Source organism: Streptomyces sp. NPDC001157 (assembly GCF_053598255.1).
The window spans coordinates 1-12,879 of record NZ_JBSFJW010000053.1 but is presented as its reverse complement, the minus strand read 5'-3'; the positions used below and the strand labels follow the sequence as shown (position 1 = coordinate 12,879).

Below are 12,879 nucleotides of genomic sequence, written 5' to 3'. Positions count from 1 at the left end.
AGGTCAGACGATGGCTGCCCGGCGCCGACTGGCGTACCAGACAAGACCCGCGGTAGCCGCCGCGGCGCCTATTGCCGCGGCCGCGACGAGGGCCGGACGCGGCGGTACGGAGAATGCGGGGATCCGCTGCTTGAGCCGGACCGGCCGGTGGAAATCGAGAATCGGCCACCCGCGCGCGAGTGCCTCGCGGCGCAGCGCGCGGTCCGGGTTCACGGCGTGCGGAAGGCCGACCTCCCGCAGCATCGGAAGGTCGGTCACCGAGTCGCTGTAGGCGTAGCAGCGCTCGAGGTCGTACCCCTCGGACCGGGCCAGTTCCTTGATCGCCTCGGCCTTCGTCGGGCCGTACGCGTAGTACTCCACCTCGCCGGTGTAGCAGCCGTCCTCGCCCACGACCATGCGTGTCGCCACCACGCGGTCCGCGCCGAGCAGCTCGCCGATCGGCTCCACCACCTCGGCACCCGAGGTCGACACGATGACGACGTCGCGGCCGGCGGTGTGGTGCTCCTCGATGAGGGAGGCGGCCTCGTCGTAGATGATCGGGTCGATCAGGTCGTGCAGCGTCTCGGCGACTATCTCCTTGACCTGCTGGACGTTCCAGCCGCGGACGAGTGAGGACAGGTACTCGCGCGTCCGCTCCATCTGGTCGTGGTCCATGCCGCCGAGGAGGAAGACGAACTGGGCATATGCGGTACGCAAGGCGGCCCGGCGGTTGATCAGGCCGCCTTGGTAGAACGACTTGCTGAACGTGAGCGTGCTCGACTTCGCAATGACCGTCTTGTCCAGGTCAAAGAAGGCCGCTGTGCGGGGCAAGGAGTGGTTTTCCACGCCCCGAGCATAGGCGCAGCCCATTCGGCGTAAGCTGGGGCGCGTGGGTTTGCCTGAGAAGGGTCTCGGGTACACCATGGAAGTCACGGATCGTTCGCGACCGTGCTAACCCGGTCCGGCTCCTCCCCCCCCGAGTCGGCCGTGGAGACGACCCCCACTCTCCCCCCCGGTGGGGGTCGTCGCATGTCCGGACGGGTTTTCTCTCTTCTTCCTCTTGCCGGCGCGGCTGTACGGCCGTCACGAGGCGGCTGCGGCCGCCTCTTCCGCATGTTCATGATCCATCACTGTGTGTAGCCGTCAGGCTGCTCTGTGGAAGTCGCGCACGGGTGGGCGCAGGCGTCACCGGTATGGGTGATGGCGTTATTCACAACCACCGACTTGTCCACAGTTATCGACCATGATCCACAAGATTTCCGGGATCGCTGCACCGTGATTCAAACGCGTCCCGCTCGCGCCGAGTTCAAGACCGGTTCCGGTTTGTCGGGCGGGTTTGGCCGGTTCGTATCGGCCGCTCATATGGAGACCGGTTGCCGGTTCTTCACACGTTTGGGAATCGCGGGGCCGCAGGGGCTGCGCGAGAGATGCAGTGAAGGGGGACTCAGACCGTGGCCGGAGCTGTCACACATGAACCGCCGCCCGCCGCCTCGGGGCAGCAGGCCGGACCACTGATCGTCACGGAGGACGTCGAACTCCTCGACGACCTGCTGCGCCTGTGCGCCGCGGCAGGAGCGACACCCGAGGTCCACCACTCGGTGCCGGAGCGCGCGGGCGGCTGGGAGGCCGCACCGCTCGTCCTGGTCGGTGACGACGCCGCGCGGCGGCTGCGCGGAGCCGCCCGCAGACGAGGAGTGGTGCTGGTCGGCCGCGACCAGGACGACTCCGGGGTCTGGCGCCGGGCCGTGGAGATCGGCGCCGACCACGTGCTCGTGCTGCCGGACGGTGAACAGTGGCTGGTCGACCGCATCGCCGATGTGGCCGAGGGCGTGGGCCGGCCCGCGCTCACCGTCGGCGTCATCGGGGGCCGCGGCGGGGCCGGGGCGTCCACGCTCGCGTGCGCCCTCGCCGTCACCTCCGCCCGCGAGGGGCTGCGCACCCTGCTCGTGGACGCCGATCCGCTGGGTGGCGGACTCGACGTACTGCTCGGCGGTGAAAGCGCCGAGGGACTGCGCTGGCCCGCCTTCGCCGCCTCCCGCGGCCGGGTCGGCAGCGGGGCCCTGGAGGAGTCGCTGCCGCAGCTCCACTCCCTGCGGGTGCTCAGCTGGGACCGCGGCGACCGCATCGCCGTCCCGGCCCAGGCCGTACGGGCGGTGCTGGCCGCGGCCAGACGGCGGGGCGGCACCGTCGTCGTCGATCTGCCCCGCCGCATCGACGACGGGGTCGCCGAGGCCCTGGCCCAGCTCGACCTCGGCCTTCTGGTCGCCCCCGGCGAACTGCGCGCCGTCGCCGCAGCCGGGCGGGTGGCCTCCGCCGTCGGCATGGTCGTGCGCGACCTGCGGGTCGCGGTACGAGGGCCGTACGCGCCCGGACTGGACGACCGAGAGGTGGCCCGGCTGCTCGGACTGCCCCTGGCCGGCGAGCTGCCCGTGGAGTCGGGGCTGCTGCGCCCGGGGGAGGGCAGGACGCCGCCCGCGGCGGACGGTCGTGGCCCCCTGGCGCGCTTCTGCAAGGAGTTCTGGGAGCGGGCGCTGACGGAGGCGGGGAGCGCATGAGCACGAATGCGGGAGACGACGGGACGGGCGGCTCGATGGTCGCTTCGGTGCGGGCGGCTCCCAGAGCGGTGTGGCGGCCGGGCGACGGGCCGCGCGTGCCGTCGTGGGCCGGGCCGCGTCTGTCCTCGGAGACGGCCGGGCGGCTGGGCGAGATGCCGCGCCCCGGCTCGGCGGGGCAATGGCGGCCGGGCGGCGGTCCGGCATCCGCGGCCGTTGCCTCGGAGATGCCCTCCGGGCTCCTGGACGGCGTGCGACAGTGGCTGGTCGAGAGCGGGGCCGAGCCGACACCCGCGCGCGTGGCGCAAGCCCTGCGGGAGCAGGGGCGGGTCCTGGGGGATGCCGAAGTCCTCGGTGCGGCCGAGCAGTTGCGGTCCGAACTCGTCGGCAGCGGGCCCCTCGAACCACTGCTTGCCGATCCGTCGGTCACAGACGTGCTGGTGTCCGCCCCGGACCGGATCTGGGTCGACCGGGGCGGCGGACTGGAACTGACCTCGGTCTCCTTCCCGGACGCGGCCGCCGTACGACGTCTCGCGCAGCGCCTGGCCGCGGTGGCCGGGCGGCGGCTCGACGACGCACGGCCATGGGCCGATGCCCGGCTGCCCGACGGGACGCGGCTGCACGCGGTGCTGCCGCCGGTGGCTGTCGGCTGCACCTGTCTGTCGCTGCGCGTCGTACGGCCCCGGGCGTTCACGCTCGACGAGCTGGTCGCGGCGGGCACGGTACCGCCGGGCGGTGACCGCGTACTGCGGGCGCTGCTCGAGGCACGACTGTCCTTCCTCGTCAGCGGTGGAACAGGCAGCGGCAAGACGACTTTGCTGAGCGCGCTGCTCGGACTGGTCGGACGCGGCGAGCGGATCGTGCTCGCCGAGGACTCCGCGGAGCTGCGGCCGGACCATCCGCACGTCGTACGGCTGGAGACCAGACCCGCCAACCAGGAGGGTGCGGGCCTGGTCACGCTCCAGGACCTGGTGCGGCAGGCGCTGCGGATGCGGCCGGACCGGCTGGTGGTGGGCGAGGTGCGCGGGCCCGAAGTGGTGCATCTGCTGGCCGCGTTGAACACCGGCCACGAGGGCGGCTGCGGCACCGTCCACGCAAATGCCGCCTCCGGCGTACCGGCCCGGCTGGAGGCACTCGGTACGGCCGCCGGGCTCGACCGGGCCGCGTTGCACAGCCAGTTGGCGGCGGCGTTGTCGGTGGTCCTGCATCTGGTGCGGGACCGGACCGGACGGCGGCGGATCGCCGAGGTGCACGTACTGGAGCGGGATCCGTCGGGGCTGGTGCGGACGGTGCCGGCGCTGCGGTGGGGCGCGAAGGCGTTCGTGCACGAGCAGGGCTGGGAGCGGCTGCGGGAGCTGCTCCGGAGCGAGTCCGGCGAGACCTTCGAAGGGGGACGTCATGGGTGAGACGGCGATGGGGGCGGCCGTGCTGTGCGCCGGTGCGGCGGCCCTGCTGACGGGCGGGTGGCATTCCGGGGCGCGGCGGGCGCAGCTGTTGCTCGCGGGCGGCGGGGTGGTGAGTACCGGGCCGCCGTCCTGGAGGGAGGTCGCCGGAGGGCTGCGGCGGATCCGCGGGCGGCTGCGGCTCGAGTGGTGGGCGCTGGTGGCCGGTGTGGTGCTGGCGGTGCTGGGCGCGTCGGTGCTGCCGGTCGTCGCGGGGGCGGCCGGGGTGCCGTTGCTGCGGCGCATGCGGCTGGCCGGGGAGGCCCGGCGGGCCCGGGAGCGCCGCGGGGACGCGGTGATCGCGCTGTGCGGGGCGCTCGCCGGGGAGGTGCGGGCCGGGCGGCAGCCTGGAGATGCGCTGCCGCGTGCCGCGCGGGACTCCGGCGGGCTCGGGGGCGCTCAGGCTGCCGTGCTGGCGGCGGCGCGGTTCGGCGGCGACGTCCCGGACGCGCTCGCGGCGGCGGCACGGCAACCGGGCGCCGAGGGACTGCTGGGCCTTGCCGCGTGCTGGCGGGTGGCCGTGGACCAGGGCGCGGGCCTCGCCGCCGGGCTCGACAGGCTCGAAGGGGCGTTACGGGCCGAGCGGGACCAACGTGCCGACCTGCGTGCCCAGTTGGCGGGAGCGAAGTCCACGGCGGTGATGCTGGCGGGGCTGCCGGCTCTGGGCCTCGCCCTGGGGACCGCCCTCGGGGCCGACCCGCTGCACGTACTGCTGCACACCGGGGCCGGGCTGGGCTGCCTGCTGGTCGGCGGGCTGCTGGAGGGGCTCGGGATGTGGTGGGCGATGCGGATCGTGCGGCGAGCGGAGGAGGCGGCGTGAGTGCGGAAGTTGTCCACAGGCTGGGGGCGGCCGTGGGGATGCTGCTCGTCCTCGGGTGGCTGCTGCGCCGGCTGGAGGCCGTACGACGGAACCGGAGAGTGCGCAGGCGGCTGGCCGGGCTGGTGGCCGATGTCGAGGCGGTGCAGGACCGGCCGCGCATCGCGGCAACGGATGTCGCGCGACGGTGGCTGCCCGTGGTGGGGGTGGCGTGTGCCGGATGGGTCCTGGCCGGTGGCCTCGCCGGAGGCGCGGTGGGGCTGGCTGTCGCGGGCGGGCTGTGGCGGTGGCGTGGCCGGCAGGCGGCCGGGAGCCACGCGGAGGCGTACGACCCCGGGGAGGCGGCCCGTCAACTCCCGCTCTCGGCCGATCTGGTGGCTGCGTGCATCGCCGCCGGTGCCGGGCCCGTGCTCGCGGCGCAGGCCGTGGGCGAGGCCCTGGGCGGACCCGTCGGGGACGCGTTGGCGCGGGGCGCGGCCGAAGTACGGCTCGGCGGCGAACCGGCCGAGGCCTGGCGGCGGCTGGCCGCGCTGCCGGGCGCCGAAGCCCTGGCCCGGCTGCTGGAACGGGCCGGCGTGTCCGGACTGCCCGCCGCCACACCGGTTGCACGGCTCGCGGCGGACGTCCGCGCCGACCGGTCCCGTACCGCGACGGTGCGCGCCCGGCGGGCGGCCGTCATGGTCACCGCACCGGTCGGCCTGTGCTTCCTGCCCGCGTTCATCACGGTCGGCGTGGTGCCCGTGGTGATCGGGCTCGCGGGTGGGGTGCTGGGAGGGGGTGGTGGATGACGGGGCGGAGCGGACGGCGCTCGGACGCCGGCATCGAGCAGTGAATGGTCAACGGAACCGAACCTCACGGGGGTTGAGATGGGCAAGGCGGTACGGGCGCGGCTGCGCGCCCTGGTGTGCAGGGCGCGTGCGGCGCGCAGGGACGCGGGGATGGTCACCTCGGAGTACGCGATGGGGATCGTGGCGGCGGTGGCGTTCGCGGTGGTCCTCTACAAGGTGGTGACCAGCGGACAGGTCAGCGCGGAGCTGCAGGACATCGTGAAGCGGGCGCTCGATGCGCAGATGTGAGCGGGGCGGGGACAGGGGGTTCGTGACGGCGGAGTCGGCCATGGTGCTGCCCGTGCTGGTGATGTTCGCGATGGCGCTGGTGTGGGCGCTGCTGGTCGTGGCCGCGCAGATCCAGTGCGTGGACGCGGCGCGGACGGGGGCGCGTGCGGCGGCCCGCCAGGACCCGGGCGACAAGGTCGTCCAGGTGGCCCGTGCGGCGGCCCCGCGCGGCGCGAAGGTCACGGTCGACCGGGAGGGGGACCAGGTCCGCGTGGTCGTGGTGGCCAGGCCTCCGGTCCTGCGCGGGCTGCCCTTCGACGTACGGGAGGAGGCCGTGGCCGCGGCGGAGGAGACCGTGGCGGTGGGGCCGTGACGGTCTTCGAACGCCGGTGGGCCGTCGTCCGGGGCGGGGACCGCGGTTCCGCCACCGTCTGGAGCGTCGGTGCGATCACCGTGCTGTGCGTGGTGTTCGGGGTCGTGCTCGCCCTGGGGCAGGCCGTCGTGGTCCGGCACCGTGCGGCCGGCGGTGCGGACCTCGCGGCACTCGCGGCGGCGGACCACTGGGCGGACGGCACCGCGGCGGCCTGCGCCCGGGCCGAACGGGTGGCCCGGGCGCAGGGCATCCGGCTGGTGCGGTGCGTGATCGTCGGCGAGGTCTCGGACGTGACGGCGGCCTCGGGGCGGGGACCGTTCGCGGCGGAGGTCAGGGCACGGGCGGGACCTGCGGGGCCGCCGACGCCGACGGTGTCCCCGGACCCGGCTCCGCCACCGGTTCTTCCCCTGCCTTCTCCTCCGGCGCCCCCCGCAGCAGCACCGTGAGCAGCCGCACCGCCCCCCTCTTGTGCAGCGGATCGTTGCCGTTGCCGCACTTGGGGGACTGGATGCAGGACGGGCAGCCGGCCTCGCACTCGCAGGAGGCGATGGCCTGGCGGGTGGCGGTCAGCCAGGCGCGGGCCGTGTGGAAGGCGCGCTCGGCGAACCCCGCGCCGCCCGGGTGACCGTCGTAGACGAAGACCGTGGGGAGGAGGGTGTCGGGGTGCAGCGGGACGGAGACCCCGCCGATGTCCCAGCGGTCGCAGGTCGCGAAGAGGGGCAGCATGCCGATCGACGCGTGCTCGGCGGCGTGCAGGGCGCCGCCGAGGATCTCCGGGGCGATCCGGGCCTCGTCCAGCTGGTCCTCGGTGACCGTCCACCACACCGCGCGCGTGCGCAGCGTACGAGGAGGGAGGTCGAGTTTCGTCTCGCCGAGCACTTCACCGGTGATGAGCCGACGACGCAGGAAGGAGACCACTTGGTTGGTGACCTCGACGGAGCCGTAGCACAGGCGACCGTCGCCCCAGGGAATCTCGGTGTCCGTCTCCAGGACGGTGATGGACGTCGTGTCCCGGGCGACCGTCGAATACGACGGGCTCGCCTCCGTGACCAGGGCCACCGAGTCCTCCAGATCCAGGGACCGTACGAGGTACGTACGGCCCTGGTGGAGGTGGACCGCGCCCTCGTGGACGGTCGTGTGGGCGGCGCCCGCGTCGACCGTGCCGAGCAGGCGGCCCGTGCCGGACTCGACGATCTGGACCGGCCGGCCGCCCTCGCCGCGGATGTCGGTGAGGTCGGCGGCCCGTTCGCGGCGCGTCCAGTGCCAGGCCTTCGTACGGCGACGGAGCAGCTTTGCGGCCTCCAGCTGCGGCAGCAGCTCCTCGCAGGCGGGGCCGAAGAGCTCGAAGTCCTCGTCGGTCAGCGGTAGTTCGGCGGCAGCGGCGCACAGGTGCGGGGCCAGGACGTAGGGGTTGTCGGGGTCGAGGACCGTGGACTCCACTGGCTGGTCGAACAGGGCCTCGGGGTGGTGGACGAGAAAGGTGTCCAGCGGGTCGTCGCGGGCGACCAGGACGGCCAGGGCCCCCTGCCCGGCGCGTCCGGCGCGGCCCGCCTGCTGCCACAGCGACGCGCGCGTGCCCGGATATCCGGCGATCACCACGGCGTCCAGCCCCGAGACGTCGATGCCGAGTTCGAGCGCGGTGGTCGCGGCGAGGCCGAGGAGTTCGCCGGAGTGCAGGGCCTGTTCGAGGGCGCGGCGCTCCTCGGGGAGATAGCCGCCTCGGTATGCCGCGACACGCCGGGCGAGGGAGCGGTCGACCTCGGCGAGACGTTCCTGGGCGATCACCGAGATCAGCTCGGCGCCGCGCCGGGACCGCACGAAGGCGACCGACCGGACCCCCTGCACGGCGAGGTCGGTCAGCAGGTCGGCCGTCTCGGCGGTGGCGGTACGGCGGACGGGTGCGCCTTTCTCGCCCTGCATCTCGGTGAGCGGGGGCTCCCAGAGAGCGAACACCAGTTCACCGCGTGGTGAGGCGTCGTCGGCCACCTCGACCACCGGGAGGCCGGTCAGGCGGCGGGCGGCCACCGAGGGCTCCGCGGCGGTCGCGGAGGCCAGCAGGAAGACCGGGGAGGCGCCGTAGCGGGCGCACAGTCGGCGCAGTCGGCGCAGCACCTGGGCGACGTGCGAGCCGAAGACACCGCGGTAGGTGTGGACCTCGTCGATGACGACGTACTTCAGCGACTTCAGGAAGGAGGACCAGCGGGGGTGGGACGGGAGTATGCCGCGGTGCAGCATGTCCGGGTTGGTCAGGACGTAGTTGGCGTACTGCCGGACCCATTCACGTTCCTCGAAGGGCGTGTCCCCGTCGTACACCGCAGGACGTACGGCATTTCCCAGAGGTTGTGAAAGTTCCTTCACGGATCGGCACTGGTCCGCCGCAAGAGCCTTGGTGGGAGCCAGGTAGAGGGCGGTGGTTCCGCGCCCGTTCGGGGCCTCTGAGCCGTCCAGGAGCGCCGAGAGCACCGGGACGAGGTACGCCAGGGACTTGCCGGACGCCGTGCCCGTGGCGACGACCACCGAGTCGCCGTCCAGGGCGTGCTCGGCGGCGCGTGCCTGGTGGGCCCAGGGGTGCTCGATGCCGCAGGCCTGCACCGCCGCGATGACCTCCGAACGAATCCGGTCAGGCCAGACGGCATGGCGACCCTCGCGCGGGGGCAAGTGCTCCGTATGAGTGATGCGCGAAGCCCGGCTCGGTCCGGAGGCGAGCCGGCCCAGGATCGTGCCCGGTTCGAGCCGGGACACGCTCTCCGTCGGGGATCGATCGGATCGGTGATTCTTGGCCATCGGCACCGAGTGTGTCACTGGCGTGACGGACAATGGGACCAAGGCGTCGTGCACGTCTGCCGTAAGTGATTGAATGCCATCGCGGCTGGCGAACCGTTCCGGGGGCTCTGCCGAGGTGTCCCGAGGGGCGACCGCTCGAGTAGCAAGGTGCTGGAGGATCCGTGGACCTGTCCCTGTCGACCCGTACCGTCGGCGATCGTACGGTCGTCGAGGTCGGTGGCGAAATCGACGTATATACCGCGCCCAAGCTGCGCGAGCAGCTGGTCGAGCTGGTGAACGACGGGAGTTTCCACCTCGTCGTCGACATGGAGGGCGTGGACTTCCTCGACTCCACCGGGCTCGGCGTGCTGGTCGGCGGCCTGAAGCGGGTGCGTGCCCATGAGGGCTCGCTGCGCCTGGTCTGCAACCAGGAGCGCATTCTGAAGATCTTCCGCATCACCGGCCTCACCAAGGTGTTCCCGATTCACACCTCGGTCGAGGAAGCGGTGGCGGCCACCGACTGATCACCGCCCCACGGAGCGGGAAAGGACCGCTCCGAGGCGGAAGAAGTTCAATGAGGGGGTCCGGGCTTTCGGCAGCCCGGTCCCCCGACCGCACGCCCGTAGTTCCGAGGGGGATGCATGGCCACCGTTGAACTCCGCTTCAGCGCGCTGCCCGAGCACGTCAGGACCGCCCGACTGGTGGCGGCAGCGGTGGCGCGCAGGGCCGGGGTGGACGAGGCCGTCCTCGACGAGGTCAGGCTCGCCGTCGGCGAGGCATGCAGTCGTGCCGTCGGACTGCACCAGAGCGCCGGGATCACGGCGCCGGTGAAGGTGCAGCTGGTCGAGGAGGAGAAACAGTTCTCCATCGAGGTCGGCGACGAGGCACCACGCTCGTCCCCCGGAGACGGGGCGCCGGGCTCGGCGGGTGAGGACGTGGAGACCGAGGAGGACGAGATGGGCCTCGCGGTCATCAGCGGACTCGTCGACGACGTGGAAGTGTCCGCCGGCGCGCACGGCGGGCTGATTCGCATGACCTGGCCGACCACGCCACCGCCCACTGCGGTGCTCGCCTGACTCACCCTCGTAAGACGTCCAAGGGCCCTGCTGAGCAGGGCCCTTGGTGTTTTTCCGGCCGTTCCCGGGAATTCGTGAAGGAATTCACGATCAATCAGCCGATAATTTGATCAAGCGTCAATGCAGGCGTCAATGCCTTTGAGGCATTACCTCTTTCGGGTTCTGTGGCGTGACGTCGATCATTTGCTGAAGAGCATGTGAAGGCCAATTCCGTTTACCGCGGACTGTTTTGATCAGGTCGCGGTACCTACAATCCGTCCACATCTTGAGCTCAGCCCAAGCGTCAAGGAGGACGAATGGCGGGGCTTTCTACCCCTCATCAGTTTGACCATCCCACGACCCTCGCAGCCGCAGTACTGACGGACGACAATCGGATCATCGTGACGGCCATCGGGGCCGTCGCGCTGGCCGCGCTCGTGGTCGCAGGCATCCTGGTCCGCCAGGTGCTGGCGGCGGGCGAGGGCACCGACAGCATGAAAGAGATCGCAGGAGCGGTCCAGGAAGGTGCGAACGCCTATCTGGCCCGGCAGCTGCGCACGCTCGGCGTATTCGCCGTCGTCGTGTTCTTCCTGCTCATGCTGCTGCCCGCGGACGACTGGAATCAGCGCGCCGGACGATCGATCTTCTTTCTGATCGGCGCGGCGTTCTCGGCAGCCACCGGCTATATCGGTATGTGGCTCGCCGTGCGCAGCAATGTCCGTGTCGCCGCGGCGGCCCGGGAAGCGACCCCGGCGGAGGGTGAGCCGGAAAAGGATCTCACCGCCGTCTCGCACAAAGCCATGAAGATCGCTTTCCGTACGGGCGGCGTCGTCGGCATGTTCACAGTGGGGCTCGGTCTGCTGGGCGCCTCCTGCGTGGTGCTGGTGTACGCGGCCGACGCGCCGAAAGTGCTCGAAGGCTTCGGCCTCGGGGCCGCCCTGATCGCCATGTTCATGCGTGTCGGCGGCGGCATCTTCACCAAGGCCGCCGACGTCGGCGCCGACCTGGTCGGCAAGGTCGAGCAGGGCATTCCGGAGGACGACCCGCGCAATGCCGCGACCATCGCCGACAACGTGGGCGACAACGTCGGCGACTGCGCCGGTATGGCGGCCGACCTGTTCGAGTCGTACGCCGTGACCCTGGTCGCCGCGCTGATCCTCGGCAAGGCGGCCTTCGGCGACGCCGGACTCGCCTTCCCTCTGCTCGTGCCCGCGATCGGCGTGATCACGGCGATGATCGGCATCTTCGCCGTGGCCCCACGCCGGTCGGACCGCAGCGGCATGTCCGCGATCAACCGCGGTTTCTTCATCTCCGCGGTGATCTCGCTCGCGCTGGTCGCGGCGGCCGTCTTCGTCTATCTCCCGTCCACGTACGCGGACCTCGATGGCGTCACCGATGCCGCCATCAAGGCCAAGGACGGCGATCCGCGGATCCTCGCGGTGGTCGCGGTGGCGATCGGCATCCTGCTGGCCGCTGTCATCCAGCAGCTGACCGGCTACTTCACCGAGACCAACCGCCGTCCCGTCATGGACATCGGCAAGACCTCGCTCACCGGCCCGGCCACCGTCGTCCTCGCCGGTATCTCGGTCGGTCTCGAGTCGGCCGTCTACACCGCCCTGCTGATCGGCCTCGGCGTGTACGGGGCGTTCCTGCTCGGCGGTACGTCGATCATGCTCGCGCTGTTCGCGGTGGCGCTGGCCGGTACCGGCCTGCTCACCACGGTCGGCGTGATCGTCGCGATGGACACCTTCGGGCCCGTCTCCGACAACGCTCAGGGCATCGCCGAGATGTCCGGCGACGTCGAGGGCGCGGGCGCCCAGGTGCTCACCAACCTGGACGCGGTCGGCAACACCACCAAGGCCATCACCAAGGGCATCGCCATCGCCACCGCGGTCCTCGCGGCGTCGGCGCTCTTCGGGTCGTACCGTGACGCGATCACGACCGGCGCACAGGACGTCGGCGAGAAGCTCTCCGGAGCGGGCGCCCCGATGAGCCTGATGATGGACATCTCGCAACCCAACAACCTCGTCGGCCTGATCGCGGGCGCGGCGGTCGTCTTCCTCTTCTCGGGGCTGGCGATCAACGCGGTGTCCCGGTCGGCGGGTTCGGTGGTCTACGAGGTGCGGCGGCAGTTCCGCGAGCACCCCGGGATCATGGACTACACCGAGAAGCCCGAGTACGGGCGCGTCGTCGACATCTGCACCAAGGACGCCCTCAGGGAGTTGACGACGCCGGGTCTTCTGGCGGTCATGGCACCCATCGCCATCGGGTTCACGCTCGGTGTCGGCGCGCTCGGCGCGTACCTGGCCGGCGCGATCGGCACGGGCACGCTGATGGCGGTGTTCCTCGCCAACTCCGGCGGTGCATGGGACAACGCCAAGAAGCTCGTCGAGGACGGCCACCACGGCGGCAAGGGCAGCGAGGCCCATGCCGCGACGGTGATCGGTGACACGGTCGGCGACCCCTTCAAGGACACCGCGGGTCCCGCGATCAACCCGCTGCTGAAGGTGATGAACCTGGTGTCGCTGCTCATCGCACCCGCGGTGATCAAGTTCAGTTACGGCGACGACAAGAACCTCGGGGTACGGATCGCGATCGCGGTCCTCGCCCTGCTGGTCATCGTCGGGGCGGTCTACGTCTCCAAGCGGCGCGGGATCGCCGTGGGCGACGAGGGCGGCGCCGAGCGGGTGGCCAAGTCGGCCGATCCTGCGGTGGTTTCGTAGGCGGTCCCACGAGGTCCGGCTCAAGAGGCGGGCGGGCGGCGCGTGTTGACGCGCCGCACCCCGGTCGAGGACTGCGAGGATGACGAGCACGGCCACAGCGGCCACGACCACGGCCATGAC

The 12,879-nt window shown here is 71.9% G+C and carries 12 protein-coding genes; 10 read left to right on the top strand and 2 right to left on the bottom strand.

The window, feature by feature from the left end; translation table 11 throughout:
- Positions 1 to 3: 3 nt before the first annotated feature.
- Complete coding sequence (locus ACWDAG_RS44240) at positions 4 to 849, bottom strand: HAD family hydrolase (RefSeq protein ID WP_450701236.1); 846 nt, start codon at positions 847 to 849, stop codon at positions 4 to 6.
- Positions 850 to 1,430: 581 nt separating this feature from the next.
- Between ACWDAG_RS44240 and ssd the strand changes: the two genes are divergently transcribed.
- The 7 genes from ssd to ACWDAG_RS44205 all read left to right on the top strand — a co-directional run bounded on the left by ssd (position 1,431) and on the right by ACWDAG_RS44205 (position 6,664).
- Positions 1,431 to 2,534 (top strand): septum site-determining protein Ssd, encoded by a 1,104-nt coding sequence (gene ssd, locus ACWDAG_RS44235; protein ID WP_450701235.1) that lies wholly within the window; start codon positions 1,431 to 1,433, stop codon positions 2,532 to 2,534.
- A 224-nt stretch (positions 2,535 to 2,758) separates the two neighbouring features.
- Positions 2,759 to 3,937, top strand: a complete 1,179-nt coding sequence (locus ACWDAG_RS44230; RefSeq protein WP_450701261.1) for a TadA family conjugal transfer-associated ATPase — start codon at positions 2,759 to 2,761, stop codon at positions 3,935 to 3,937.
- Entirely contained in the window at positions 3,930 to 4,793 is an 864-nt protein-coding gene (locus ACWDAG_RS44225; RefSeq protein ID WP_450701234.1) for a type II secretion system F family protein, read from the top strand. The genes ACWDAG_RS44230 and ACWDAG_RS44225 overlap by 8 nt, the downstream gene beginning before the upstream one ends.
- Complete coding sequence (locus tag ACWDAG_RS44220; RefSeq protein WP_450701233.1) at positions 4,790 to 5,578, top strand: type II secretion system F family protein; 789 nt, start codon at positions 4,790 to 4,792, stop codon at positions 5,576 to 5,578. The genes ACWDAG_RS44225 and ACWDAG_RS44220 overlap by 4 nt, the downstream gene beginning before the upstream one ends.
- A gap of 78 nt (positions 5,579 to 5,656) precedes the next feature.
- A complete protein-coding gene (locus tag ACWDAG_RS44215; protein ID WP_450701232.1) occupies positions 5,657 to 5,866 on the top strand; it encodes a DUF4244 domain-containing protein in 210 nt (69 codons plus the stop codon).
- Positions 5,853 to 6,218 carry a TadE family type IV pilus minor pilin gene (locus tag ACWDAG_RS44210; RefSeq protein ID WP_450701231.1) on the top strand — a complete coding sequence of 122 codons (366 nt, stop codon included), beginning with the start codon at positions 5,853 to 5,855 and terminating at the stop codon, positions 6,216 to 6,218. The genes ACWDAG_RS44215 and ACWDAG_RS44210 overlap by 14 nt, the downstream gene beginning before the upstream one ends.
- Entirely contained in the window at positions 6,215 to 6,664 is a 450-nt protein-coding gene (locus ACWDAG_RS44205) for an Rv3654c family TadE-like protein (RefSeq protein ID WP_450701230.1), read from the top strand. The genes ACWDAG_RS44210 and ACWDAG_RS44205 overlap by 4 nt, the downstream gene beginning before the upstream one ends.
- On the opposite strand, the gene ACWDAG_RS44200 is transcribed toward ACWDAG_RS44205, so the two are convergent.
- Positions 6,549 to 9,002: a DEAD/DEAH box helicase gene (locus tag ACWDAG_RS44200; protein ID WP_450701229.1), complete on the bottom strand. Its 2,454-nt coding sequence runs from the start codon at positions 9,000 to 9,002 to the stop codon at positions 6,549 to 6,551. The two genes, ACWDAG_RS44205 and ACWDAG_RS44200, sit on opposite strands and share 116 nt — an antisense overlap.
- Before the next feature lie 161 nt (positions 9,003 to 9,163).
- On the opposite strand from ACWDAG_RS44200, the gene bldG reads away from it, so the two are divergent.
- From bldG to ACWDAG_RS44185, 3 genes are all read left to right on the top strand, one after another.
- Positions 9,164 to 9,505, top strand: coding sequence for an anti-sigma factor antagonist BldG (gene bldG, locus ACWDAG_RS44195; protein WP_003975386.1), 342 nt, complete (start codon positions 9,164 to 9,166; stop codon positions 9,503 to 9,505).
- Positions 9,506 to 9,622: 117 nt separating this feature from the next.
- Positions 9,623 to 10,057, top strand: a complete 435-nt coding sequence (locus tag ACWDAG_RS44190) for an ATP-binding protein (RefSeq protein ID WP_344405921.1) — start codon at positions 9,623 to 9,625, stop codon at positions 10,055 to 10,057.
- 296 nt (positions 10,058 to 10,353) lie between these two features.
- Entirely contained in the window at positions 10,354 to 12,759 is a 2,406-nt protein-coding gene (locus ACWDAG_RS44185; RefSeq protein ID WP_450701228.1) for a sodium-translocating pyrophosphatase, read from the top strand.
- The last annotated feature ends 120 nt before the right edge of the window (positions 12,760 to 12,879 follow it).

What these genes read in the sequence shown, in the direction of transcription:
- ACWDAG_RS44240 (WP_450701236.1), bottom strand. Translation starts at nt 849, where the DNA reads ATGGGCTGCGCCTATGCTCGGGGCGTGGAAAACCACTCCTTGCCCCGC.
- ACWDAG_RS44230 (WP_450701261.1), top strand. Translation starts at nt 2,759, where the DNA reads ATGCCCTCCGGGCTCCTGGACGGCGTGCGACAGTGGCTGGTCGAGAGC.
- ACWDAG_RS44225 (WP_450701234.1), top strand. Translation starts at nt 3,930, where the DNA reads ATGGGTGAGACGGCGATGGGGGCGGCCGTGCTGTGCGCCGGTGCGGCG.
- ACWDAG_RS44215 (WP_450701232.1), top strand. Translation starts at nt 5,657, where the DNA reads ATGGGCAAGGCGGTACGGGCGCGGCTGCGCGCCCTGGTGTGCAGGGCG.
- ACWDAG_RS44210 (WP_450701231.1), top strand. Translation starts at nt 5,853, where the DNA reads ATGCGCAGATGTGAGCGGGGCGGGGACAGGGGGTTCGTGACGGCGGAG.
- ACWDAG_RS44200 (WP_450701229.1), bottom strand. Translation starts at nt 9,002, where the DNA reads ATGGCCAAGAATCACCGATCCGATCGATCCCCGACGGAGAGCGTGTCC.
- ACWDAG_RS44190 (WP_344405921.1), top strand. Translation starts at nt 9,623, where the DNA reads ATGGCCACCGTTGAACTCCGCTTCAGCGCGCTGCCCGAGCACGTCAGG.
- ACWDAG_RS44185 (WP_450701228.1), top strand. Translation starts at nt 10,354, where the DNA reads ATGGCGGGGCTTTCTACCCCTCATCAGTTTGACCATCCCACGACCCTC.